26 protein-coding genes and 1 pseudogene are annotated in these 24,744 nt (G+C 49.6%); 19 read left to right on the top strand and 8 right to left on the bottom strand.

The window, feature by feature from the left end:
- Positions 1-48: 48 nt before the first annotated feature.
- The 4 genes and pseudogenes from CCC20_RS03370 to CCC20_RS03355 form a co-directional block, all read left to right on the top strand.
- Positions 49-6,129, top strand: a pseudogene (locus CCC20_RS03370) (YodL domain-containing protein); the annotation flags it as partial.
- A 175-nt stretch (positions 6,130-6,304) separates the two neighbouring features.
- Positions 6,305-7,249 (top strand): hypothetical protein, encoded by a 945-nt coding sequence (locus tag CCC20_RS03365; protein WP_287179115.1) that lies wholly within the window; start codon positions 6,305-6,307, stop codon positions 7,247-7,249.
- A gap of 2 nt (positions 7,250-7,251) precedes the next feature.
- A complete protein-coding gene (locus CCC20_RS03360; RefSeq protein WP_069988605.1) occupies positions 7,252-7,455 on the top strand; it encodes a transposon-transfer assisting family protein in 204 nt (67 codons plus the stop codon).
- Positions 7,456-7,754: 299 nt separating this feature from the next.
- Positions 7,755-8,579 (top strand): HNH endonuclease signature motif containing protein, encoded by an 825-nt coding sequence (locus tag CCC20_RS03355; protein ID WP_287179114.1) that lies wholly within the window; start codon positions 7,755-7,757, stop codon positions 8,577-8,579.
- 99 nt (positions 8,580-8,678) lie between these two features.
- Here the strand turns inward: CCC20_RS03355 and CCC20_RS03350 are convergent, their stop codons facing one another.
- Both CCC20_RS03350 and CCC20_RS03345 read right to left on the bottom strand, forming a co-directional pair.
- Entirely contained in the window at positions 8,679-9,203 is a 525-nt protein-coding gene (locus CCC20_RS03350) for a hypothetical protein (protein WP_069988603.1), read from the bottom strand.
- Between the two features lie 386 nt (positions 9,204-9,589).
- Complete coding sequence (locus tag CCC20_RS03345; RefSeq protein WP_071431988.1) at positions 9,590-9,784, bottom strand: helix-turn-helix domain-containing protein; 195 nt, start codon at positions 9,782-9,784, stop codon at positions 9,590-9,592.
- Positions 9,785-10,085: 301 nt separating this feature from the next.
- Between CCC20_RS03345 and CCC20_RS03340 the strand changes: the two genes are divergently transcribed.
- From CCC20_RS03340 to CCC20_RS03330, 3 genes are all read left to right on the top strand, one after another.
- Positions 10,086-10,418 carry a PadR family transcriptional regulator gene (locus CCC20_RS03340; RefSeq protein ID WP_071431986.1) on the top strand — a complete coding sequence of 111 codons (333 nt, stop codon included), beginning with the start codon at positions 10,086-10,088 and terminating at the stop codon, positions 10,416-10,418.
- 4 nt (positions 10,419-10,422) lie between these two features.
- Positions 10,423-10,986 carry a DUF1700 domain-containing protein gene (locus tag CCC20_RS03335; RefSeq protein ID WP_206671208.1) on the top strand — a complete coding sequence of 188 codons (564 nt, stop codon included), beginning with the start codon at positions 10,423-10,425 and terminating at the stop codon, positions 10,984-10,986.
- 169 nt (positions 10,987-11,155) lie between these two features.
- Positions 11,156-12,019 (top strand): CPBP family intramembrane glutamic endopeptidase, encoded by an 864-nt coding sequence (locus CCC20_RS03330; RefSeq protein WP_071431984.1) that lies wholly within the window; start codon positions 11,156-11,158, stop codon positions 12,017-12,019.
- Positions 12,020-12,186: 167 nt separating this feature from the next.
- Here the strand turns inward: CCC20_RS03330 and CCC20_RS03325 are convergent, their stop codons facing one another.
- The 5 genes from CCC20_RS03325 to CCC20_RS03305 form a co-directional block, all read right to left on the bottom strand.
- Positions 12,187-12,543, bottom strand: a complete 357-nt coding sequence (locus tag CCC20_RS03325; RefSeq protein WP_502705560.1) for a cysteine-rich VLP domain-containing protein — start codon at positions 12,541-12,543, stop codon at positions 12,187-12,189.
- Between the two features lie 11 nt (positions 12,544-12,554).
- Positions 12,555-13,886 (bottom strand): relaxase/mobilization nuclease domain-containing protein, encoded by a 1,332-nt coding sequence (locus CCC20_RS03320; protein ID WP_287179102.1) that lies wholly within the window; start codon positions 13,884-13,886, stop codon positions 12,555-12,557.
- Positions 13,847-14,176 carry a plasmid mobilization protein gene (locus CCC20_RS03315; RefSeq protein WP_069988592.1) on the bottom strand — a complete coding sequence of 110 codons (330 nt, stop codon included), beginning with the start codon at positions 14,174-14,176 and terminating at the stop codon, positions 13,847-13,849. The genes CCC20_RS03320 and CCC20_RS03315 overlap by 40 nt, the downstream gene beginning before the upstream one ends.
- Positions 14,177-14,433: 257 nt before the next feature.
- Positions 14,434-14,802, bottom strand: a complete 369-nt coding sequence (locus tag CCC20_RS03310; protein WP_115784438.1) for a helix-turn-helix domain-containing protein — start codon at positions 14,800-14,802, stop codon at positions 14,434-14,436.
- A 74-nt stretch (positions 14,803-14,876) separates the two neighbouring features.
- Positions 14,877-15,038, bottom strand: coding sequence for a helix-turn-helix transcriptional regulator (locus CCC20_RS03305; RefSeq protein WP_201798040.1), 162 nt, complete (start codon positions 15,036-15,038; stop codon positions 14,877-14,879).
- A gap of 183 nt (positions 15,039-15,221) precedes the next feature.
- Between CCC20_RS03305 and CCC20_RS03300 the strand changes: the two genes are divergently transcribed.
- The 7 genes from CCC20_RS03300 (at position 15,222) to CCC20_RS03270 (ending at position 18,757) form a co-directional block, all read left to right on the top strand.
- Complete coding sequence (locus CCC20_RS03300) at positions 15,222-15,602, top strand: GntR family transcriptional regulator (RefSeq protein ID WP_115784439.1); 381 nt, start codon at positions 15,222-15,224, stop codon at positions 15,600-15,602.
- Complete coding sequence (locus tag CCC20_RS03295; RefSeq protein ID WP_115784440.1) at positions 15,595-16,455, top strand: ABC transporter ATP-binding protein; 861 nt, start codon at positions 15,595-15,597, stop codon at positions 16,453-16,455. The genes CCC20_RS03300 and CCC20_RS03295 overlap by 8 nt, the downstream gene beginning before the upstream one ends.
- A complete protein-coding gene (locus CCC20_RS03290) occupies positions 16,452-17,096 on the top strand; it encodes an ABC-2 transporter permease (protein WP_115784441.1) in 645 nt (214 codons plus the stop codon). Before CCC20_RS03295 ends, CCC20_RS03290 begins: the two co-directional genes overlap by 4 nt.
- Before the next feature lie 35 nt (positions 17,097-17,131).
- Entirely contained in the window at positions 17,132-17,389 is a 258-nt protein-coding gene (locus tag CCC20_RS03285) for a YgiT-type zinc finger protein (RefSeq protein WP_118633979.1), read from the top strand.
- A 29-nt stretch (positions 17,390-17,418) separates the two neighbouring features.
- Positions 17,419-17,607, top strand: a complete 189-nt coding sequence (locus tag CCC20_RS03280; RefSeq protein ID WP_115784241.1) for a cysteine-rich KTR domain-containing protein — start codon at positions 17,419-17,421, stop codon at positions 17,605-17,607.
- A 485-nt stretch (positions 17,608-18,092) separates the two neighbouring features.
- The gene (locus CCC20_RS03275) at positions 18,093-18,524 is read left to right on the top strand and encodes an RNA polymerase sigma factor (protein ID WP_115784242.1); all 432 of its coding nucleotides are present in this window, start codon (positions 18,093-18,095) and stop codon (positions 18,522-18,524) included.
- Positions 18,521-18,757, top strand: coding sequence for a helix-turn-helix domain-containing protein (locus CCC20_RS03270; RefSeq protein ID WP_115784243.1), 237 nt, complete (start codon positions 18,521-18,523; stop codon positions 18,755-18,757). Before CCC20_RS03275 ends, CCC20_RS03270 begins: the two co-directional genes overlap by 4 nt.
- 195 nt (positions 18,758-18,952) lie before the next feature.
- On the opposite strand, the gene CCC20_RS03265 is transcribed toward CCC20_RS03270, so the two are convergent.
- On the bottom strand, positions 18,953-19,474 hold the full coding sequence (locus tag CCC20_RS03265; RefSeq protein ID WP_115784244.1) for a PadR family transcriptional regulator: 522 nt from the start codon (positions 19,472-19,474) through the stop codon (positions 18,953-18,955).
- A 213-nt stretch (positions 19,475-19,687) separates the two neighbouring features.
- Between CCC20_RS03265 and CCC20_RS03260 the strand changes: the two genes are divergently transcribed.
- The 5 genes from CCC20_RS03260 (at position 19,688) to CCC20_RS03240 (ending at position 24,715) form a co-directional block, all read left to right on the top strand.
- Positions 19,688-21,064, top strand: coding sequence for an MATE family efflux transporter (locus CCC20_RS03260; protein WP_287179079.1), 1,377 nt, complete (start codon positions 19,688-19,690; stop codon positions 21,062-21,064).
- A gap of 482 nt (positions 21,065-21,546) precedes the next feature.
- Positions 21,547-21,978 (top strand): sigma-70 family RNA polymerase sigma factor, encoded by a 432-nt coding sequence (locus tag CCC20_RS03255; RefSeq protein ID WP_083389937.1) that lies wholly within the window; start codon positions 21,547-21,549, stop codon positions 21,976-21,978.
- A gap of 5 nt (positions 21,979-21,983) precedes the next feature.
- On the top strand, positions 21,984-22,217 hold the full coding sequence (locus tag CCC20_RS03250; RefSeq protein WP_069988586.1) for a helix-turn-helix domain-containing protein: 234 nt from the start codon (positions 21,984-21,986) through the stop codon (positions 22,215-22,217).
- 395 nt (positions 22,218-22,612) lie between these two features.
- Positions 22,613-22,780, top strand: coding sequence for a transposon-encoded TnpW family protein (locus tag CCC20_RS03245; RefSeq protein WP_083389936.1), 168 nt, complete (start codon positions 22,613-22,615; stop codon positions 22,778-22,780).
- Between the two features lie 105 nt (positions 22,781-22,885).
- A complete protein-coding gene (locus tag CCC20_RS03240) occupies positions 22,886-24,715 on the top strand; it encodes a recombinase family protein (protein WP_287179067.1) in 1,830 nt (609 codons plus the stop codon).
- The last annotated feature ends 29 nt before the right edge of the window (positions 24,716-24,744 follow it).

The raw sequence follows: 24,744 nt of genomic DNA, 5'->3' as shown, positions 1-24,744 counted from the left end.
ATGTTGGGGAAAGCCCCAAACCCCTATGAATATGAAAGGAGTGAACCCATGAGCGAAGTGTTTTCTATCCTGTTTCATAACCGACAGCGTTATGAGCAAGGCAAAGAGGGCCTTTGGTTTTCTTTGCCGACCACAACCGAAAAGCTGCAAGCAGCCCTGCGGGAAATCGGGATCAGTGCCGACAATCCGCAGGACTTTTTCTTGTACGACTACCAAAGCCCGCAGGAGCGTTCCATTAAGCTGCCCCGCGATTTGGTGCTGTCTGCCGATGTGGACGAGCTGAACTTCCTTGCCGCGAGGCTGGAAAAACTGGACGCCGCCGAGCTTGCGGAGCTGAACGCCGCCCTGACAAGCCCGCAGAGCGATTTTCACAGTATCGGCCAGATCATCGACTATCCCGACAACGTGGACTACTATGTGCATCTGCCGGATGTCACCGGCACGGGCCAGTTGGGTGACTACTACCTGAACCGTTCCGGCATGGTGGATATGCCGGAGGAATGGAAAGCGGGAATTTTCCTGCCCCGTTTCGGCCTGCATATTGCCAATACGGAGCATGGTGTTTTCACTGATTACGGCTATCTGGTGAAAAGCGGCGACGAGTGGCAGCGTGTCCATGAGGGCCAGCCGGTGCCGGAGGAATACCGGGTGATGGCTTATCCCGCGCCGGAAATTCTGCGGGACGAGGCCCCGGCCCGGACGGTGCAGCCGGAGGCAGCGCCCACCGCCGAAGCTGCGGCCCCGCCGCCCGTCGTCCCCATTATTCTCAACAGCCAGAACAGCGCCGACCGCATGAAAGAAATCACCGACCGGCTGGAAACCGGCATACAGGAACTTTTCGAGAGTGAACGCTACAAAGCCTATCTCACCTCTATGGCGAAGTTCCACAGTTACAGCTTCAACAATACGCTGCTGATCGCCATGCAGGGCGGCCAGCTTGTGGCGGGCTACAACAAGTGGCGGGACGATTTTCACCGCAATGTGAAACGGGGCGAGAAAGGCATCAAGATTTTGGCCCCCGCCCCCTATAAGGTGAAAAAGGAAGTGCCGAAGCTGGACGAACAGGGCAAGCCGGTCATGGACAAAGACGGCAAGCCTCTGACCGAAGTACAGGAAACACAAGTTCCGGCGTTCAAGATCGTGTCTGTCTTTGACGTGAGCCAGACCGAGGGCGAACCGTTGCCCTCTATCGGTGTGGACGAGCTGGCCGGAAATGTGGAGCAATACGAGGACTTCTTCAAGGCACTGGAACAGATTTCCCCCGTGCCGATGGCCTTTGAGGACATCCCCGGTGGTTCTCACGGCTACTACCACCTGACGGAAAAGCGGATCGCCATACAGGAGAACATGAGTGAGCTGCAAACTTTGAAAACAGCCATCCATGAGATTGCCCATGCCAAGCTCCACGCCATTGACCCGGAGGCCCCTGTGACCGAGCATGCCGACCGGCCCGACAGCCGCACCCGCGAGGTGCAGGCCGAGAGCGTGGCCTATGCCGTCTGCCAGCACTACGGACTGGACACGTCCGACTATTCCTTTGGGTATGTGGCCGGTTGGAGTTCCGGCAAAGACCTGAAAGAGCTGCGGGCGTCCCTTGAAACCATCCGGGCCACCGCCCATGAGCTGATTACCACCATCGACGGCCACCTTGCCGAGCTTCAGCAACAGCGGCAGGCGCAGCAGGCCGTGGAGCAAATTGTGGAGCCGACTGTGGAACAGGCCGCCGAGCAGCCTGCCCCCGACAGTGTGTTTTCCAAGCTGCCCCCGGAACAGCAGCAGGAAATGACCGACAGTGTAAAGGCCATGCTGCAAACCCTGATTGACGCCGATGTGAAATCCACCGGCGAGGTGACGCAAGGCACGTTGGACGCTATTCAGACACAGGGCTTTGTCCTTTCCGGCGACGGGACGCTGCAACGGGCCGAGGCCCAGCCGGAGCCGCAGCCGTGGAATGGGATTGACGGCCTTTTGAACAACAAGCCCATTATGCCGGAGGCCACCCCCACGGAACGGGCCAACGCCCTGATCGACTGGGCCGAGCGTGACGGACAGCGCATGGGCAACGAGGAACGCCGGTTGATCGTGGAGTACGCCGAGGCCGTGGACAACACGGACAAGGTGATTGCCCTTATCAATGAGCTTTGCGAACATGGCTTTGAAATGCAGCACGGCCATATGGACGAGCTGGTGAAAAGCCGGATTGACCGAGAAATTGCGGAGGCCAAGGCCGCACAGCAGCCCGCCCTTGACCCCACGGCAGAGCCAGTTGTGACGATCCTTTTCACTGAAAGCCCCGATCTGGAAATGGGCCAGCAAATGCCGCTGCATGAGGCTGACGCCTTGTTTGCCCGGCTGGACGCAGAACATCGAGGCGGCGGCTACTATGACAAGACCGACTTCCGCATTGATTTTACATTCCAAGGAGAGCCGCACAGCTATTCCGGGCGGCAGGATTTTGGCGACCGGGACGGTTCCCTGATTGAGCATATCCGGGAGTATCAGACCTTTTATCTGAACGACGAAAAATGGAAAGACCATCTGACCCGGCAGGGAGGCCCGGAGGCATGGGCGGAGGATCACGCCAGCCGGGAAGCCTTTCTCACCGAGATCATCCCCTACATGGAGCTGCATTGCAACCTGTCCCGGCTGGAACAGGAGGCGCAGACCCGTTTGGCGTCCAGCGACACCCTGACGCCGGAGGAAACCGCCTACTATGGGGCGCTGGTGGACTACGCTATGGAGTGCCGTCCGCTGCTCAACCACGGAGAGCCTTTGCCGGAAATGCCGAAACTGACCGACTTCGACCAGAGCTTGCAGGACTACAAGGCGCAGGTGGAGGCCGAAATTGCACAGGAGGCCGCCGACGCCGGTATGACCGTGGAGGAATATGCGGCGGCTGGCTATGAGGCCCTGGCCCAGCCTCAGGAGGCCCAAGAGCCGCCCCAGCAGGAAACCCCGGCCCAGCCGACGAAAGAGCCTGCGGTGTCCGACTACTACTATTCCATCAATGAGGGCGCGGCCCGCCGTGCCAAGGAAATGAACAGCTTTTCCGACTACCAGCCCGGCAGCGCCACAGCCGAGTACCGGCATTATGTGGATGAAGCCTTTGCGCTGGCACAGGAACAGAAAAAGCGCGTCGATCCCATGTACCATGAGAAGATCGACAGCCTGCTTGACACCTATGCCCGGAAGCTGGCCGCCAACATGAACCACGGCTATGAGATTGACGCCCGTGTTCCGTCCATTTTGATTGCCGGTGGTTCCAATTTCCCGGTACGCCAGAAAGAAAAACAGAACGCGGCCCGCGACAGTAATATGCAGGAATGGCAGTACATCCAAGGGCTGCTTGATAAAATCCGCAGCACCGGCATGGGCGGCATCCGGCAGGACGACCCGCAGGCCATTCCCAAGCTGCAAAAGAAGCTGGCCGGTCTGGAAAAGGCGCAGGAAACCATGAAAGCGGTCAACGCCTATTACCGCAAACACGGCACACTGGACGGCTGCCCGCACCTCTCTCCTGAAAACATCGAAAACCTGAAAGCGGATATGGCATCCGGCTGGCACTATGAAAAGAAGCCGTTTCAGAGCTGGGAGCTGTCCAACAACAATGCGGAAATCCGCCGCGTCCGGCAGCGGATCGAAAGCCTGACCCGCGCAAACGAAGTGGCCTATGTGGGCTGGGAGTTTGACGGCGGCCATGTGGAGGCCAACCGGGATCAGGGCCGCTTGCAGGTGTTCTTTGACGGCAAGCCGGAAGCGGACGCCCGCCAGCAGTTGAAAGAACACGGTTTCCGCTGGGCGCCGAGTGTGGGCGCATGGCAGCGGCTTTTGAACGACAATGCCTACCGTGCGTCGGACAGGATTGCTTGTATTCAGCCCCTTTCCGGCATCAAGCCCACGGAGCTGCAACGCAACAGCAGCCGGGAGCAGAGGGCGCAGATGGCACAAGAACAGGCCGAGCCGGACTACTTCTACCGGGTACACGCCAACCCCCGCAGCGACAGCCGGGAAAACCTGTATATGCTGCAAGCCTATATCCCGCAGGACAACGGCAGGGCCAAGATTGGGGATGTTCTCTACATCGGGACGCCGGAACGGTGCCGGGAGCTGATGGATCAGCTTAATACCGGGGAGCTGACGCAGGAGGCCGTCAAGGAGCTGTATGCCAAGGAACAGGAGCAGCCGGAACAGAAACCCACCCCGGAACAGGAACCGGCACCAGAGCCGGAGCCGGAACAAGAACCCGTGCAGGAGCCGGAAACCGCCCCGGAGCCGGAAGTTACTTCCGACACCGAACCGCAGGCAGCCCCCGCAAAAACCCTGACGGAGTTGCAGGAAAAGGCGCTGGAAATCGCTGACCGATACAAAGACCTGCCCTTGCAGGCCAAGATTGATGTGATCGCGCAGGCGTTTGGCTGTAAGACCGGCGAAATCCACACGTCCCCCTGTACCGGCAAATGGCGCGGCACCAGCGATATGACGATTCGTTTTGACAACGGCGCGTCCCTGTTTATCGGCAACCACCTGACGCCGAAAGCCAAGACGGTCAAGGTGCAGACGGAATGTGTCAACCGTACTTTGGTACAGTACAACCCGGAGATCGTCAAGGCCACCAAGGAAGCGGCCCTGCCCGCGCTGTTGCAGCGGGAGGCCAAGGACAACGAGATCGCGGCCCAAAAGGGATTGAAGCCCTACACGCTGCTCAATGTGGAGTTCAACGAGGGAGCCGACGAAAAGACCGGCGGTTATATTGGCTGGTACTATGTGACGCTGGCCGTGGACGGCAAAATCTGTACCCATCTGGAAACGGGATTGAACCATGACATTGCCAGCGGCAAGGTAAGCGACACCCCCACACGGGCCGACTACTACCCGGCAGGAGCCTTGAAAGAGGCCGATGTGGACTACGTTTTCAATAACGTGGGATTTTCTTCTGATTCCAGCCTCTATACGGTGCCGCTGCGGGACGATGTGCGGGAACGGGCCGAAAAGACACTGGCCGAGCGCAGCGCCGCCGCGCCGGAGGCAAGCCGGGAATGGGGCTTTTACATCATTCCCGATCTGAAAACATGGGCCACCAATGCCGAGCAGCAGACCCCGATAGAGCATTTCGCTACCTTTGAGGAAGCCAAGGCCCGGTTCGACGAGCTGCGGAGCCAGCCCTATAACAGCGAGGCCAAGGATTTGAACACCGATGGCCGCCCCTATGCCCATCTGACGCTGGGCATGGAAAGCAAGGACGGCATGAGCGCCGCCGATATTCTTCATGTACGGGCGGGCCAGAATTATCTTGTGGAGGACTTCACTCGCATGGAACGGTTGCGGAGTGATCCCGTGGTACTGGAAAGCCTTTCCCGTGTGGCACAGGAAATCGGCTTTGACCGGGTGCGGCCCTATGTGGTGGAGAACGGCAGCTACAAGGCCATGCCGGATATGCCTTTCACCCAATGGGAAAACCCGTATTTCACCGTCGATCCCCCGGCACAGGAGCAGGGCGACACCTTTACCATCTACCAGCTCAAAGGCGGGCCGGAAACACGGGACTATCGCTTTGAGGCTTACGAGAGCTTGCAGGAAGCGGGGCTGGCCGTTGACCGGCAGAATTACGATCTTATCTACACGGCCCCGCTGGACGGCAAAACCACGCTGGAGGACATCTACCGTACATTCAACCTTGACCGTCCCGCCGACTTCACCGGCCACAGCCTTTCCGTTTCCGACGTTGTGGTGCTGAACCGTAGCGGCAAGGAGGAAGCCCATTACTGTGACAGCTTCGGCTTTACGCCGGTGCCGGAGTTTTTCTTGCAGCGGGAAAAACAGCTTACGCCACGGGAATTGCTCACCGGCGAGAGCATCCAGACCCCAAGAGGTAGCTTCCTTGTAACCGACATGAGCCGGGAGCAGTTGGAGGCCGCAGGCTATGGTTTCCACCACCAATCCGAGGACGGCAAGTATCTTATCATGGGCAACGGCACAGACGCTTTTGCCATCCCCGCCCAGCAGGAAAGCCCCATCAAGGCCGCTGAAATGACGACCGAGCAGAACTACAACATGATCGACGGTGTTCTGAACAATGCCCCGACCATGAGTGAACTGGAAGCCAAGGCCAAAGCCGGGGAACAGATTTCCTTGTTCGACGTGGCCGAGGCAGCCAAGGCGGAGGCCCAAAAGCCCAAGCAGCCCCAGCGCCCGGCGCAGAAACAGAAAAAACCGTCCATCCGGGCGCAGCTCAAAGCCGCCAAGGAGGAACAGCAGAAGAAACCGCCGCAGCGGGAAAAAGCACAGGAATTGGAGGTGTGACACCATGAACAGGTTTGAGAATGTGGATGTTCTGGCCGCGCTGGAACAGCTCATGCGGCAGAACACCGCCTTTTATCGCAACGATTTTGAGATCGACAAAGAGATCATCGGGCGGGCCGCTGCCAGCGACAAGGCCGAGGACAGGACGCTTTTGTGGATGTCCCGCCCGTCCGGGACGCACTGTTTCCGGGAAAGTGATGTGTACCTGCAAGGCACCCGGCAGCACAACACATGGAAGTTTTACGGGGAGCAGACCCGTGACCGGGTGCTGGCCTACGCCGTGGAGCTGACCGGCAAGGTGCGAGGCGTCATTCGCGGCAATCTCTATGAGCTGGACTATCCCCAGCACTTCCGGCACGTCGCAGCCGAGGCGGTACAGGCCGACAACATCATCCTGCACTATGAAAAGGGCGACCGGGAGCAGCCCGCCGGTCTGTACTTCGACGGGCGGCCCGATCCCAAGTTGGGGGCGTTCCTGCGGTATGAGGCCAAGCCTAATGAGCCGGAACACCTGCGGGAGCTGTTGCGGCAGGAACAGAAAGGCCGGGCGCAGCTTGCGCCCGGCGACTTCAAGGCCCACGTCACGGCGCTGCATGACGGCATGATTTTGGCCGAGGCGCAGCGGATCGTGGCCGGGCTGAAAGATCTGTCCGCCCCCAACAGCCCCAACAAAACGCATTTCATGGTGGAGCTGTCCCCGTACTTCGTCCAGATTGCGTCCAGCAAGGACACCGACCGACTGTTTTCTATGCTGCCCTATAAATCCCTGTGCTTTACCGGCATGAAAGACCGGCACGGCCTGTATGCGGTGATCGGCAAGGACGAGAACCGGGACAAGGAAGTGCGGAGGCCCCGCGCTTCCATCCGCAGGCAGCTATCCGAAACCAAACAGGCCCAAGCCCCGAAAAAGGCCCCGGCCAGAACCAAGAAAAACGAATTGGAGGTATGACAATGGTACCGTTTACCGTAGAGGAAGAAAACCTGATCTGTATGTATCACAAGAGCGACCGGCGCAGAACGGCGGCCAACATTCGGGCCGCCCTGCCGGACATGGACGAGGACATGGCGGCGCTGGCCCGCCAGACCGCAGACAAGCTGGACGCCATGCACGACGCCGACTTTGAGGCGCGGCAGTTCCATTTCACGGACGAGTGATCCAAGTATAGCAAAGCGCCGGGCGCGGTGGCTGTATGGCCTCTGCGTCCGGCGCTTTTTAGTATATTACACTGTATTGTTCATATAATATTGACTTTATACTTCATAATTTGTATAATTTTACCATAAAACATAAGGGGATTGCGCGATTGAAATGAATGAAAGAGGTGATTCCATTGGGATGATAGTTTGATGGCATTTTCTATTTACGATACCTAATAAGGAGGAATGACTGTATGTTGAAAAAACACTTAAAGAAAATTGTGAGTTTGGTGCTTGTCACCATGATGGCCATAGGAATGTCGATTACTGCTATTGCGGCTGAACCCTACCAGAATGAGTTGGAAGCCGTCATGGATACCTCTCCCGCTGATTCCGGGCAAGTCACTCATTACGATACGACCACGGGTGAAATGCTTGTTGAGGATGGTGAACTTCTTACTTTCGACGAAGTTGCCATCCCTGTTCCTAAAGGATCTGCTGATACTCCCAGTGAGCGAGGAATTGAAATTTATCTTGTCCGTGCTGGAATTAAAAAAACCAGTGGCGGCGAATTTACTTGGTATTTTAATGTTGATTGCCCAACCTCTCCTTTTGTGAAACCAAATATTAAATTGACAGCTCAATTAAAGGGGAGTTTTACAACATTATCCGGCTCTTACTCAAATGTTGGGGGTTCTGTTTACCATACATATACATCCAACAGTGAGTATGGCGTAGATTACACATGGACAGTTCCTGCAAAAACAGGGTATTATTATGTTGCCTACACTATTACGGACTATGATAATGCTACTTCTGGAAGTGGCGTAACAACAACTGCACTTTCTAATAGAACAGGACACGCTTGGAATTTTAATTTTTCTGATTCTGTAAGCGGGAAAAGCCTACCCATGCCGCCTGCTAACTATGCCAAAGGTGCAACAACTACTCGTCCGTCTAATTTAGCTGATACCTACTATAATACTTACACCGCCAATACGGGCGTTACCTTAAATCGCAGTTTATACGATGTTCACCATATTCGCCCGCTTGCATACGGCGGAAGTAATGCGTATAGCAATCTGATTCATCTTCCAAAAGCAACACATACACAGGTAACAAGTTGGTGGGCTGGTTATTAACGGCATCCTTTTCAAAGAAATCTCACAAAAATCAAAAGTTTAATTAGTCAACAAAAAAGTTGCAGAAGAACACTGTTGAACGTGTCCTCTGCAACTTTTTTAGATATTCTCTTGCCGTGTTAAACCAGTTATATTATAAAATTCATCTGTAAACTTTATCTCTTTATACGGAAAATCCTTTTGGAGTTTTTTGATATAATCAAATGGATTTTCTATCGGTTCAACCTCTAAATTAGAGGAAATATTTTGAAGTATGCTTTGTACTGGCTCACTACTTGTATATCTAACTTCATCAGGATCATTCATAAAGTTTTCAAAAGCATCTTTATCCATCCACACTACTTGTTGAATTGCATTTGTTGTTTTCAGAGAAAGAAGCAACCTTAAAAAATCTGTAAAATCTTTAGCAAGTGGATAAACATAATAATTACAGCACGTTTCTGGATTTACGCAAAAAACAATCTCCTTAAATCCCTTGATAAAGCAATAATGTATTCCATTATCCCACCCAATAATTTGGGCTCCAATCGGCGTACAAAAAAATGGTTCTCTCAATTCGATTGATAGACCTATGGGCGAGGTGTCTAAATTTAATTTCTTGAACTTATCAAATATATTCTCCATAATCAGCTCTCCACATCAAAAATCCTATTTTGTAATCGTACCTTTCATTTTCCTTTCTGTCCATTAAAAAACACAACCAAGGCCCCCGCTACGGCAACGGCTACAATCACACCGAGATCAGTAGATCCATTAAGGAAATCATTTCCTATTGCCATGAATACAACTCCTACAATAAGGGTAACTATCAATGTTATAATTGATTTGAGCATAGTATATTTTTCCCTTTCTTTTAACTTGTAGATACACACTTGATATTCTTTTCTTAGTATATCATCAATGTGGTTTTAGAGCAATACAATATGAAATATAAAGTGTAAGAGTGATCTAAGCATCGCAAAGCGCCGGGCGCGGGGGCTGTGTGCCTCTGCGTCCGGCGTTCTTTTTCTTTATGCCTGCCCCATCGGGAAGTGTGGCAGTTCTTCCAGCAGTTTCAGAATAAGGTGCTGCTTCATATCTTCGTCAACGGCCAGCACGTCGATCATAGGGGTGTAGTGTTGGATCACCTTTTCCGTGGCCCACTTCTCACCTGCAACGGCGGCCTTGATCGTGGCGCTGTCCAGCAACATTTCCTGTTCGGCCATCCCTTAAACACTCCTGTCATAGTTTTATTATGAGCATACCACAGAAGCGCCGGGAATAACACCATAAGAAGAATTTTCCTACGCATTTTGAAGTCCTCTCTGACGGGGATTGGATAACCTGTCCTGCCTGCCCGCCGACCATGCCGAAAAAGCCCCGAAATGGCGGGTTTTTCAGCGGCTTAAATGCGTAGACAGATAGAGTTTTTAAGTTATTAGATAAGATACATACAAAGTTTGTTTGAATATACTCTTGACATTAGATATACTGTGTAGTACGATATATAGGCAGGAGGTACAGTACATGAATATTGACGATTGGAAATCCCAGATTAAGCGAGGGACACTTGAATTTTGTATTCTGTTAATGATAAAGCAGCGACCGTCCTATGGATATGAAATTATCAGCACATTAGAAAAATATCCTATTTTGGCCGCAAAAGAGAATACAATTTATCCGCTACTTAGACGGCTAATGAAAGAAGATTATGTTTCATCCTCATGGCAGGAAAGCGCCGAGGGTTTGCCGCCGAGAAAGTATTATTCCATTACGGACAAAGGACTTGAGTATATTTCTGCAATGTCTAAAGAATGGAATAATCTATTAAATGCAATCAATGAAATTAAAGGAGAATAAAACAATGGAACTGGAAAAATCCCTTAACGAATATCTTGAAAAAATTGAAAAATATCTGAAACCACTGATTGTATCAGAGCGTGTGGACATTGTCAAAGAGATTAAAAGCGAAATGCTTGAATTACAGGCCAGCGGTACTTCCACAGAACAGATCATTGAGCGACTGGGAAATCCGAAAGAACTTGCAAGAGCCTATTTAGGGGAAGCTGTTGCAAAAAACAATGGTTTTAACTGGCGTCGGTTGAGTGCCGTAATTGCGTTTTACAGTCTTGCAGGCATTGGTGGTATGTTTGTTTTGCCAATTACCAGTATTTGCGGTATCGCCTTTATGGTAAGTGGTGTGCTTTGCCCGATTGCGGGTATTATCAAGCTCGTTGCTCATTTAATGGGATACGAAATTACAGAAATTGGTATCAGCATCGGCGCTTTTTCTGCTAATGCGATAGCTTTTCTCCCTATTTCTATTTTGATTGGTGCAGTAATTTTTGCTATTGGATGGTTGCTTTGGAAGCTCACCATTGTAATCATTAAGTCTATGAGCAAAGGGAAGAAAAAACTGGATCAATAATATAATAAAAAATGCCGGATATAGCGGCCTGTCAGCCCTGCGTCCAGTGTTTTTTTCAACCGGCGACCACTACACAATAAGGTAGAAATTTGACAGCAAATGCGAGAATTTCTTTTCAGTAGCTTTCCAGTTTTTGTTGCAAAGTCATTGAGAAAGGTTGATACATAAAATGGAGCATATAAAATTTACTTCATTGCAAATTACTGTTGCAATCGTACTTTCTATAATCATTTTAACTGTCGCACAAATACTTTCATTTTCAATCAGTGAGTTACCCCTAAATATAGGCGTGACACCTGCTATCTGCAATATCTTTGCAGGAGTGCTGTATTGTGTGTTCGCCTTCTTAGGAACCAAGTTATTATGCCAAAAGCTATTGAAAACGTCTTTACTCGAATTAAAAATTCCTCGATTTAAGGTTAAAGCGGTTTGGATAATATCAGCTTTGACAATGCCTGCTTTGGTTTTGCTAATTGCAATACTGCTCGGCGGACATTGGGAGATCAATACTTTTAATTCCACAGATCGCAATGCAACAATTACTGGTGCCATCTTCTTTTATGGACTGGCAACAGGGATTGTGGAGGAACTGATTTTTCGGGGCATAATCATGGGATGTCTGGAAAAAAGGTTCAACATACAAATTGCCGTTATAGTACCATCTGTTCTTTTTGGGCTACTTCATATTATCGGAAATGACCTCAATTTTATAAGTATTATTCAACTTCTAATTGCTGGAAGCATCGTTGGGGTATTGTTTTCTCTGATAGCCTATGGAAGCAACTCTATCTGGAATAGTGCTATCGTTCATGGTATTTGGAATATAGTTATCATAGGAGGAATTTTGCATATAGGAAATGAAGCAGACAGTAGTTCCATTTTCAATTTTATACTGGATAACAAGTCTTTTTTAATATCTGGCGGTGATTTTGGTATTGAAGCATCTATAATTTCCATTTTGGTCTATTTACTTTTCATTGTATTGGCAGCTATTCAGGTTAAACGGAAAGGCACTAAAAGTAAGATTGAATAATATCGTTCCATGAGAAAACGCCGGGCGCAGGGCCAGCAGGCCGCCGCGTCCGGCGCTTTCTCATGGGTTGCTTTCTACGCATTTAGAAGTGTGTTCTGGCGGGGATTGGATAATCTGTCCTGCCTGCCCGCCGACCATGCCGGAAAAGCCTTGTCACGGCTGGGTTTTCACCGGCCTAAATGCGTAGACAGGAGGTATCTTTTCCTCTGCCGTTCGGCTTCCTTCTTCCGGCGCATCCGCACCGCGCAATCCGGGCAGTATTTGGCCCGGTTGGACTTCGGCGTAAACACGGCCCCGCATACGGCGCAGCGTTTCACCTCGTCCCGGCTTTTGCTGATCTCGGCGTACAGGGCCGCGTCCAGTGGGAGGACGGCAACCTTAAACCACCGGCACAGCAGCGAATAGGAAATGCTCTGAACACAAACACATTCTTCGACATCGTCCAGCAGTAGACAGTTCCCGTCACAGTAATTGCAGCACTCATGCGTCAGCTTCCGGGCCTTGCGGTATTGAGGGTAATTCATTCTCGGTATGCTCATAGCTCTTGTGCCTGCTCCTTTCCCGGCGTCACCCGCAAAATGCTGTCCACATTCTGCTTGATAATGCCGTATTCTTTCAGCTCTCGCTTGACTTCGCCGTACTGTTCGTACAGCCGCGCTTTCTGCTTGTCCAGCTCCCGGTACTCGGCTTTCAGGGCGGCCAGATCGGGCAGCCTTGTGATCCCGGCGTCCTTGATGGCCTTTGCCGCAGCCTCGTACAAAATGAGCTGGCTTTCATGTTCGCGCCGGAACGCGGCCTTGTCTTTGGCCTTGCGGTATTCCAGCACCACGGGCCGGAGCTGCTTGTAGGTGGTGAGGTTCTTTATCAGCACCGCCATGTTCCCAAGACGCCGTTCCACATCTTTGAGGGCCGCAGCCGCCTCGTCGTTGGCCGCGCTGATCTCAATAACCTTGCTTTCCAGCTCGGCATATTGCTCTATGCCATGCTCGGTAAGAAAGTTCATTGTCTTTGCGGCCTGCTTCAAATTTTGGAGTTTCGCCCAACGTGCATAGCCCGCGCTCTGCTGGGCCTTGATGTTGTTCTCCAAGTCGATCCGCAGGGTGATACCCTTGTGCTGCCGGTTTGGGCCTCTGTCCACGGCCAGCCCCTTGATCCGGCTGGTGATGGCTTCCTCGGTGTAGTTCTCGCCCAGCGTCTTGCAGCGGGTGAAGCGTTCCTGTCCGGGGGCGCGGAACGAAATAAATTTACCCTGCTTGATCTCATAGCCCTGCGCCGCCATGAGCCGGAGAAAATCGTCAAAGTTTTTGGCCTGCGGGATTACTGTGTCAATGGCAGCTTTCAGTTTGGCTTTCCAGCTCTTGCCCTTGCGCCCGGCATCCCATTCCGCATAGCTCTTGCCTTTATCCCGGCTGGGCTGTACCACCGACAAACCATGTTCCCGGCACAGTCGGTCACTGGTGCGCCGGATATAGGCGTAGCTCTGCCGATTAGAATTGTACTTGCGGTGGTTCACCATATCCACGGCACAGAAAATCAGGTGATTGTGGACATGGCCCTTGTCGATGTGGGTTGTCAGCACATAGGAGTATTTGCCTTGCAGCACTTCGTCGGCAAGTAGCTTGCCGATCTCATGGGCCTGTTCCGGCGTGGCCTCGCCGGGGGCAAAGGATTGGATCAGGTGGTGGGCCAGATTGTTGCCTTTCTGGATGGCCTGCGCCAGCAGCATTTCAAATTCTATGTCCGCTGTTTCATAGGAACAGCCAAAAGAGGACACCAGCATTTTGTCCTCGGTCTTGTCCGGGTTCTCGATGTAGTCCAGCGCCTTTTTCAGCGTTGACTTGATAGGATGTATCTTTGTAACTGCCATATCTTCGCCAGCGCCCCTTTGATGTCCTCAATGTCCTGCGCGTACACAGTCCCGGTACTGTTGATACGCCGGGCAATCTGATTGACATTGACGCCGATCTTTTGCAGCTCCGCGGTCTGCGCCCGGATGTCGCTGGTGTCCATGTGGACGATATACCCGTCAATGAGCATTTTCCGGGCATAGGCGGAAAAGTTCTTCGTGTGGAGCTGGGCCATTTTCTGCTGGATCAAGGCCCGTTCTTCCGGCGTCACAGGGACGCGCAGCACAATGTTTCGTGTTCGGTTTGCCATTCATTCACCGTCCTTTCTGAACAGGGGTTTGGGGCTTTCCCCAACAAGCAACCGGCCACGGCCCGCAGGGACAGGGGCGGGCCGGTTTTCGGAAGTGTGGCTACACTTCCTATGCTTGCTGCGTTTCTTCTTCTCCGCTATAAGTACATTCGCAAGCCCTCAAATTACCCGCAAAACAGGGGCTTTCTCGAAAAAAGCGCAAAAAAATAAGAGAGCCTTGCGGCTCTCCTTGTAAAAGCGGAAAACAGAGGATGCTTTCACACATCCCCCGTTTCTTTCGCTGATTGTTCAATTTTCAGCGCCCCGTCGATTGCGCCCTCAATGACCGGCAAATAGTGTTCCGGGCAAAGTTTCAGCTTGTGGCTGACCCGCTGCCGCTGTTCGCTGTCCCCGCGTATGACTTCCGGGTTGAAATACTGCTCTACGGGAAGCCCGCAGACTTTGATAAGCTGGATCACAACCGGGAGGCTGGGGATCGTGCCTTTATTTTCAATATTGGCAAGATAGCGCCATTCAATTCCCACTATTTCGGCCAGCACCTTGCGCGTCAGGTGCTTTGCTTTCCGCGCAGCTTTCACGTCCGCGCCGAAAGTTTCAAAGCCGGGGCAATCTTCAACTTTAGCCATATAACATCACCCATTTACATTGTATAATTCATACTCTGTCCGTGGAATGTTGTTATATGCAGTTAGATTAAACTTTATAATTCATATTGTCCTTTGTTCTCAATATTCATAATGGTACGGGAGTCACGGTCTACTAATTCCGCAACATAGGCTTGTGTCCAGCCCTTTTCTTCTCTGGCTCGTTTGAGTGCCAGCCCGAGGCCGTGAAAGTCAAACCTTCTTTCATCTTGGTTCATTCTCATATCACCCTATATCATTCTACATTTCGTGTTAGATTATGGGAATGTAATGAAGTTTTACATTAGGTTGTATTTTATTTCTCGTTTCTTCCCAAATGTTGATTGTGGCGATCCACTTGACAAAACTGCTCTTTCTGACTATACTGTATATGTATAAAGAAATACAGTTAGGGGGATTGTATGCACATAGTAATATCAAACACATCAGATTTGCCGATTTATGTGCAGATAAAGGAGCAAGTCAAAGAACAAATTTTGTCGGGTGAGCTTGAGGAAGATGAAATGCTACCATCACTTCGACAGTTGGCAAAGGATTTGAAAATCAGTGTATTGACTACTACACGAGCCTACAACGAGTTAGAGGAAGAAGGTTTTATTACAAGTCGTCAAGGTAAAGGATTCTTTGTAATGTCGAGTAGTTCAAATCTCATTCGAGAACAGCTAATACAAGAGGTAGAAAAAAATCTTAACAGTGCAATATTGGCGGCTGAACGAGCTTCTATGACCGATGAAGAACTTATTAAGCTCCTACGGCTTTTATTGGAGGTAAACCATGAGTGAACAATGTTTAGAATTAAAAAATGTATGCAAAAGTTTTCGTGATTTTACGCTGAATAATATTAGCTTCACATTGCCACAAGGGTATATTATGGGGCTTGTCGGCCCGAATGGAGCAGGAAAAACGACAACAATTCAGCTTATTCTCAATATGCTTGAAAAAGATGCTGGCAAGATTTTGGCCTTTGGTAAAGATAATGTGGTTAGTGAAAAAGAGATAAAGCAGGATATTGGTATTGTTTTTGATAGCATATTTTATGTGGATAGCTGGACAGTAAAAGATACAGAAAAAGCAGTATCTATTTTTTACGATAACTGGCGACATGATATTTTTAACGATATGGTTAAACGCTTTGACTTACCGCTAAATAAAAAGGTTGGCGAGTTATCACGCGGTATGCAAATGAAGCTAATGCTTGCGTGTGCGTTTTCGCATGATGCCAAGCTGCTAATACTCGATGAGCCTACAAGTGGACTTGATCCTCTTACTCGAGATGAGTTTTTGGAAATTCTGCAAGATTATATCAGAGATGGTCAAAGAAGTGTGCTGTTCTCAACACATATTACCACCGATTTGGAGCGCGTAGCTGACTATATCACCCTCATCAATCGAGGCAATATGATTTTTACAGGTAGTATGGAAGATTTGTTAAGCAGTTACCGCCTCATTAAAGGGAAACCTTGCGATCTTACAGCCGATCTCGAAAAAAATATTTTGGGATTACGCAAAACAGCTATGGGGTTTGAAGGTCTTATAACTGCAAATGCGGCAGTCCAATACAAACATTGCGTTCTTGATACCGCAACTATTGATGACATTATTATCTGCATTGGCAAGGGAGGTACAAAGGCATGACAGGGGTTGCGAGAATTACAAAACTGGATTTTTTTATAATGAAATCACAAGGAATTTCATATTTGTCATTGGTTGCAGTAATTTTGTTGTTCGGACTTATGGGTTCCTCCATAACTGTGTTATGCATTACAGGCGCATGGTTTATCGCATTGATGGCTACTAACATTTTTGCCATACAGGAAAAAAATCATCTTGACCGTTTATATGGTTCTGTTTGCGTGAGCTTGAACGAGGTCGTTCTTGGACGATACACCTTTGTGTTTCTGAATTACTTCACCAGCATGGTTGTAATTATTATCCTATATCTCGGCTTTGTGCTGTGTCGAAAAGCTACATTCGATGTGCCTGATATAATACTTGGATTGGGGTTATCATTTTTAGTTTTCTCTACAATAACAGGAATACAAATGCCGTTATTTTTCAAAATGGGGTACACCAAAGCAAAGTTATGGTCTGTCATTCCTTTTGCAGTTGTAATGTTATTGGTGGTATTACCCTCTTTTGTATCTGCATTATCTGGTATCCTTGACTTTGCACAATCGCATAAGGAACTTTTTGCATTTGCCTGTATATTAACAAGTTGTATTATTCAATTTGTTTCATATCACATTGCTGTTATTTTCTATCGTAAACAAAGATAGAAGATTGCAATACCAACTGGAAAGGAGGTCAATCTATGTTTATACCGAAGTGTAAAAAATGCGGCGGCAAAGTGATTTCCGCATACACCAATATTGAGATTGAAACTAATGGTGTTCTGAAAACTGTAACAAATACTCCCGCGAAAAAATGTTCTAAATGCGGACATATTATTGTAGACGACATTACAATGGAAAAAGCAAAACAGTATGCCAATGATTATCCTGCAAATACAATCGACTATGCAATGTGCGAAGCCGAAGAAGTTGTAGTAATTCAGACCCTCTTATTGTAAGTAATAGGATAAGGGGGCTGTAATAGAAAATGGATAAAGAAAACTGGATATTATGTCCCGTTTGTGGAAATAAAACAAGATTAAAGATACGGAAAGATACGGAACTCAAAAACTTCCCGCTATTCTGTCCGAAATGTAGGCAAGAAACCTTGATCCATGTAAAACAATTCAATATAACCGTTATCAAAGAGCCAGACGCACAGACGCAGAGCCAATAACACACAAGGTCTGATCCCCTTGTGGTTATCGGCTCCTTTTTTATCTCAATAAGCGACAACAGCCTGCCCCGCCCAACGGGGAAAGAAAAAAACCGTTGCCGGGCAGGTTACTTTCGTGCGCTCACTTTACAAATCCCAGCGGCGGTTTTGAGAAATCAAGGCCGCCGCTTTCCTTTGCCCGGCGCAGGATCGGCGGCCCACGGAGGGAGCCGCCATGCTGATATGTCCTGTTTTTCAAAAGCATAGCTTATTAAAAAAAGCCTGTACCCAACAGGGGTCAGCTCCGGCCAGCAGTATGAACTATACTATGTAAGAAAACATCATAACACTTTCATATTCGCCCGGTGGGTCTACGACCTGCCGGGCGAATTTTGTCGATTCCTGCGGTTTTTCGGTGCGGGCCGAAGCTGCCGCAGCAACATAGACACAGGGGGCGACGCAACCGGCCCCGGCTTCTCATTCTCCCGCAGATCGGGGGTGAGAAGATGAAGTACACTCCTGATGGTTATGGAGAACGCTGCCGGTTTGACGCTTTCTGCAAAACTGTTCTCCGCAACGAGGCCAGAACCCACCTGCGGGATTTGGGCCGCCAGCGGAACCGGGAAACCGAGTTCAGCGCCTTGCCGCAGCAAGAAATGGACAAGCTCTGCACAGTGGACGAATACCCAAGCGACAGCATCCTATTCACAGCCTATGGCTATACCTTACATATCCGGGACGAGCTGGTGGCCGACGCCTTTGCAAGTCTGCCGGAACAGGAACAAGGCATTTTGATCCTGCATTGTGTGTTGGAGCTGGCAGACGGTGAAATCGGCAGCCTTGTGGGAATGTCCCGCAGCGCCGTCCAGCGGCACCGTACCAAGGCCTTGAACGAATTACGGAAACGATTGGAGGACGAAAGGAGGAACCCGAAATGAAGCAGCCGACTTTCCGTGGCCGGGAACTGTTGCCCCTGTCTGTGATCGAGGCGGCCCGCGCCGGTGATCCTCTGGCCGTGGAGCGCGTCTTGCGGTACTATGAGGGCTACATGGACAAGCTCTGTACCCGGACGCTCTATGATCTGGACGGTACGCCCCATGTGCAGGTGGACGAGTACATGAAGCGCCGATTGCAAAACAGACTGATCCGGGCCATCCTGAACAGCCCATAAGAAAGCGCCGGACGCGGCGGCCTGCTGGCCCTGCGCCCGGCGTTTTCCTATGGGTTTATTCTACGCATTTCAAAGCCCGTTTCAGCGGGGATTGGAGCAATCCTATTACGGCCCCGTCAATCGCTTGCCGGAAGCCCGCTGCGGCGGCCTATTCAGCGGCTTAACTGCGTAGCTTGCAGAATGGTTTTTAGTAGTTCAAACAATATTCAAAGAAGAAACCCATGTTTGAATTGCTTCCGCAAGTACATACTGCTGACGCAAGACGGCCATACCTGTTGCTGGAATACTGGGTTCGTTTTCTTTTTCCCGTATATTATCTTCCAGATAAGATTTCAGAATACTAACATTTTCCTCAATCTCTGCTATGCACGATTTTTGTTTTTCAGGCGGTAAGGATTCCAAATTCACAATAACAGCGTTGAAATCCAGAAAAATGTTGATAGGCTTTGCAGCAATCTCAAACATCAGCCGTTCAAATTCTGCTTCTCCGGCTTCCGTCAGGGAGTAAATTGCTTTTTCTGGCATTTTTCCTTCCTTTACAATTTCGCCTTGGATTAGCCCTTTTTCTTCCAACTGAATAGCTTTTTTATAAATGGATGGGGTGCTGATTTTTACCCATTTTGATATGTTTCTATATTCAACCAACTTTTGAATATCGTAGGCACTCATTGGCTCCTTTTTTAATATTCCCAATACGATTAAATCTATGGTAGCCATGTGGATCACGACCTTTCGCTTGTTTTCTGCATAAAAGAATACTGTCAAATTAACTATAAATTATAGTAGTAGATTTTATACTTTTTGTCAAGGAAAATCCCGCCACTTCCCTTGACATATACTATAAATTATAGTAGTATGATTTATGCGGCAGTATGCTATAATTTATACTACTGTAAATTACACTCACAGGGAGCGAAAGGAGTATTAACAATGAGTGAACGTAACAACAAACTTGAGCTTTTGGGAAGTGCGCCCATACCAAAAGCTCTGATGGCGCTTGGCGTACCGATTATGATTGGGATGTTAATCAACGCCCTATATAATCTGGTGGATGCCTATTTTGTGGGCGGACTGGGCAGAAGTCAAATGGGAGCTATTTCCATCGTTTTTCCGTTGGGACAAGTCGTGGTTGGCTTGGGCCTTATGTTTGGTAACGGAGCTGCATCCTATCTGTCAAGACTTCTGGGACGTGGCGATAAGGATACTGCCAATAAAGTGGCAAGTACAGCCTTGTATAGCAGCCTTTTGATTGGTGCTATTATCATCCTTTTTTCTACGATCTTTCTCAAACCAATTTTGACCATGTTAGGCGCGACAGAAACTATTATGCCGTATGCCCTGACGTACTCAAGAATTTATATACTGTCCTGTGTTTTCAACGTGTTCAACGTGACCATGAACAACATTGTAAGTAGCGAAGGTGCAGCAAAGACAACCATGTGTGCGTTACTGCTGGGAGCTGTGTTGAATATTGGATTAGACCCTCTCTTTATTTACACTTTCAATATGGGAGTTGCCGGTGCAGCAATCGCCACCGCAATTTCGCAGATGGTATCTACTCTTGTTTATCTTACATACGTTCTGCGAAAAAGAAGTGCATTTTCTTTCAGCGTAAAAGCCTTTTCTCCGACTGGACAAATGATGGCGGAAATCTTGAAAATCGGTATCCCTACTTTGGTGTTCCAGTTGCTTACAAGTCTTTCGATTACACTGATTAACCGTGCAGCCAGCGATTATGGTGATTCCGTCATTGCAGGCATGGGGGCGGTTACACGAATTACTTCTATGGGAACACTGGTTGTCTTTGGCTTTCTGAAAGGATTCCAGCCTATTGCCGGATTCAGCTATGGGGCAAAGAAGTTTGACCGCCTGCGCGAAGCAATCAAAACCTCGATTATTTGGTCTACAAGTTTCTGCTTGGTTGTGGGCTTGGCAATGGCCATTTTCTCCACACAGATTATCTCTCAATTTACTGATGGAGATACCCAAATGATTTTAGCTGGTCAAAAATCACTGTTTGCAAATGGGATCACATTCATTCTTTTTGGTTTTTACACGGTATATTCCTCTCTGTTCCTTGCATTAGGAAAAGGTGCAGCAGGCTTCTTTTTGGGAGCTTGCAGACAAGGCATCTGCTTTGTTCCTGTGATTTTGCTGCTGCCTATGGTATGGGGCATGAACGGAATTTTGTATGCCCAGCCCATCGCTGATGTGATTTCCGTAGTAATTACCGTATTTATGGCATTACATCTTCACAAGGAATTATCCGAAAGTGAACGTCGCGCTTTTTCTGAAAAAGCCCAATAAGTAGTTTACCAATACAAATAACACTTATCTGCCCGGCGGCAGAAAAGAAAAAAACCGTTGCCGGGCAGGTTGATTTCGCGCGCTCACTTCACAAATTCCAGCGGCGGTTCAAAATCAAGGCCGCCGTTTCTCTTTGCTCGGCGCAGGATCGGCGGCCCACGGAGGGAGCCGCCATGCTGATATGTCCTGTTTTTCAAAAGCATAGCTTATCAAAAAAAGCCTGTATCCAACAGGGGGCAGCTCCGGCCAACAGTATGAACTATACTATGTAAGGAAACTTCATATCAATTTAATTTTCGCCCGGTGGGTCTATGACCTGCCGGGCGAATTTTGTCATTTCCTGCGGTTTCAAATTTGCTCTGAAACCTTTTTCAAAAAAAGTCCCAAAAGGAGGCGGTCAGCGGGCAGCAAAGGGTGTCGCAGGATTAGTAGTAGCGGAAAGGGAGAGAAACACCCAATCCCCCAACAGAAAGGGGGTGAAAATGATGGAAGCTATCCCCCGCGACTATGGACAAGGCCAGTTTGATGCCTTTTGCAAAAAAGTGTTGAAGAACGAGGCACGGGCTTATCTGCGGAATATGAAGCGTCAAAGAGATCGTGAAACGATGTTCAGCGACTTGCCGCAGCATGAGTTGGACAAGCTCTGCACCGTAGACCGCTATCCCAGCGACAGCTTTGTGTTTAGCTCTCATGGGTACGATTTACATATCGACAACGAGCTTGTGGCCGACGCTTTTGCCGACCTGCCGCAACAGGAACAAAGCATTTTGATCCTGTACTGCGTACTGGATATGGCAGACGGCGAGATCGCCAGCCTCACAGGGATGTCCCGCAGCGCCGTCCAGCGCCACAGGACAAAAACACTGAAAGAGTTGCGTGTAAAATTGATGGCGCTCATGCCGGAAGGAGGTTGACGCGGATGAAAGAACCTGCCTACAAAGGCAAAGAGCCTTTGCCCCTTTCAGTGTATGTGTCCGCCCGTGCAGGCGATCCCCAAGCCGTAGAACGGTTGCTTCGGTACTATGACAATTACATGAATTGTCTGTGTACCCGGACGCTCTATGACGAGGACGGCTATCCTCATTTATGCGTGGACGAGTACATGAAGCGGTGCTTAGAAATCAGGTTGATCCAAGCTATCGTTAAAGTTTAACGATAATCGCCCGGCTGGATGCAGCGGCTTACCCTTTCCCCGCCAGCAAAAGGTCTGTGGCGTCACAGTTCTTTGAAAAATATGCCCGTATATAGCGGCGCATCATAGGGCAAACGGACACATTCTGTCTGTGCCGAGCCGTGCGGCAGGTGCGCCATGAGGCTTTCCAGTAGGAAAAAGCGGAGCGATCAAACCGGGCTGTAAAACAAGTGTGGCAACTTGTGGGCGACGACGTACAGGCAAGACAATGATACTCCCGCGTTGAACGCCCTCAAAGCATTGCGCGGCGCACCCATCAGCATGGGCCGGGGTGAGATTCCCGTGGAGCTGTGCCAGCAGCCGTCCGTACTGCCCATTTCGTTTTACACCAATGTAAGCGAAAGGGGGATTACTGTATGAGTACAGTAACAAGTCAGAACCAGACCGCCCCCGTTGTACGTCAGTACGAGATCGGAGGCGTTCGATATATTGTGAAAGCGACCGTCAAAGACGGCGCGAAAGAAACCGCAGTCAAGAAAATCCGTCGGCTGCTCCAAAACGATTTGAACAAGGCAGCCACTTAAAAATTAAAGATTTTTTCATTTCCTACAAGCAGACGGATGGGGCATGATATGGTATAATATACTTGTATCATGCCTCGTTTTCCGGCTGCGGAATAGGAGGAACTTATGAGCAAACAGCCGGAAATGGTGATTGCACGGAACCCCCGTGCGACACGGAATAACGATACTACTTTGAACCTTGACAATCAAATGTACCAACATCCAGTCACTTCCTTTCAGCGCGTATCCAATGACGCGCCGTTGAGCGAGGAAACCAAGACGGCTATCCAAAACACGGTGCTGCAATTCTATGTCCACAGCCAGCCGCAGGAGGAAGCCGAGGGCATTACCGCCTGCTATGAGCGTCTTTCCCAAGAAGATAAGCTGGACGGCGAGAGCAACAGTATCAGCAATCAGAAGCGGATTTTGGAAAAGTATTGCCGGGATCACGGCTATACCGCCATCCGCCACTACGACGAGGACGACGGATATTCGGGAACCAACTTCAACCGGCCCGGATTCCAGCGGATGCTTGCCGACATCAAGGCGGGCAAGATCAAGCGCGTTGTCGTTAAGGATATGAGCCGGTTCGGGCGTAACTATCTGCAAGTCGGGATGTACACGGAAATGCTGTTTCCAGAGTACGGCGTCCACTTTATTGCCGTCAATGACGGTGTGGACAGTGTGCGCGGGGACAGCGAGTTTACCGCCATCCGCAACGTATTCAATGAAATGTACGCCAAGGACACCAGCAAGAAAATCCGGGCAACGTGGCAATCCAAAGGACGCTCCGGCGAACACCTCACCACTATCCCGCCTTATGGGTACAAGAAAGACCCGGAGAACAAGAAGCGGTGGATCGTGGATGAAGAAGCTGCCGCCGTTGTCCAGAAGATTTTTGCACTGTGCATGGACGGCATGGGGCCGACGCAAATTGCAAAATGGCTCCAAGAAAATAAAGTTCTTTCGCCTGTTGCTTACTGCTACGAAAACGACTTGCCGACAACATCTAAACGGCCAACTGACCCTTATAAATGGGCAACAAAGACGGTAGTGCATATTTTGGAACGCCTTGACTATTTGGGCCATACGGTCAACTTCAAAACTTCTAAGCAATCGTTCAAGAGCAAGAAAGTATTGTGGAATGATCCGGCGGATTGGGTGATCTTTGAGAACACACAGGAACCTATTATTGAGGAAAGCGTGTTTCTGATCGTCCAGAAAATCCGACAAGGCCGCCGCCGTCCCACTAAGATGGGCGACATGGGTATGTTCTCCGGCCTGCTGTTCTGTGCGGATTGCGGCGGAAAGATGTACTTGTGCAGAGCCAATCACTTCAAACCTGAACAGGAATATTACCTTTGCTCAACTTACCGTAAAGACCGCACTTTATGTTCGACCCATTCTATCCGGCGCGTTGTCCTTGAAGAAATCGTGCTGCGAAACCTGCGGGAAGCCATTCAGTATGTGACGCAGTATGAGGACGACTTTGTGCAGCGGGCCGCAGATCAAAGCCTGCGGGAACGGGACAAGGAGCTGGCACAAAAGAAAGATACTCTGGCGCAATCGCAAAAGCGGATTGCCGAGCTGGATGTTATCATCAAGCGACTGTATGAGGATAACATTTCCGGCAAGCTCTCCGACGAGCGTTTCATCAAACTGTCCCGTGACTATGAGCTGGAACAGACCAACCTTACAAATCTTGTCGAACATCTGCGGCAGGAAGTCAAGGAACAGGAGAAGCAGAAAGTCAACGTCAGGCAGTTCATTGCAGCGGTCAGAAAGTACACCGATATGCAGCAGCTTGACGCTTCCATTCTCCGGGAGTTTGTGGATAAAATTTATATCTCCGAGGTTTACACGCCGGACGAGAACGAGCCGCGCATTAAGGTCAGAGAAATTGAGATTGTCTATAACTTCATTGGTGCATTTGATTTTGAGGAAGCAAGGGAGTAATCCCAAGCAGCCCAAAAAGAAAAGAAAAC

Source organism: Streptococcus sp. LMAG:39 (assembly GCF_008680485.1).
Classification (GTDB): domain Bacteria; phylum Bacillota; class Bacilli; order Lactobacillales; family Streptococcaceae; genus Streptococcus; species Streptococcus pasteurianus.
This window is presented reverse-complemented; position numbering and strand designations above follow the sequence as displayed.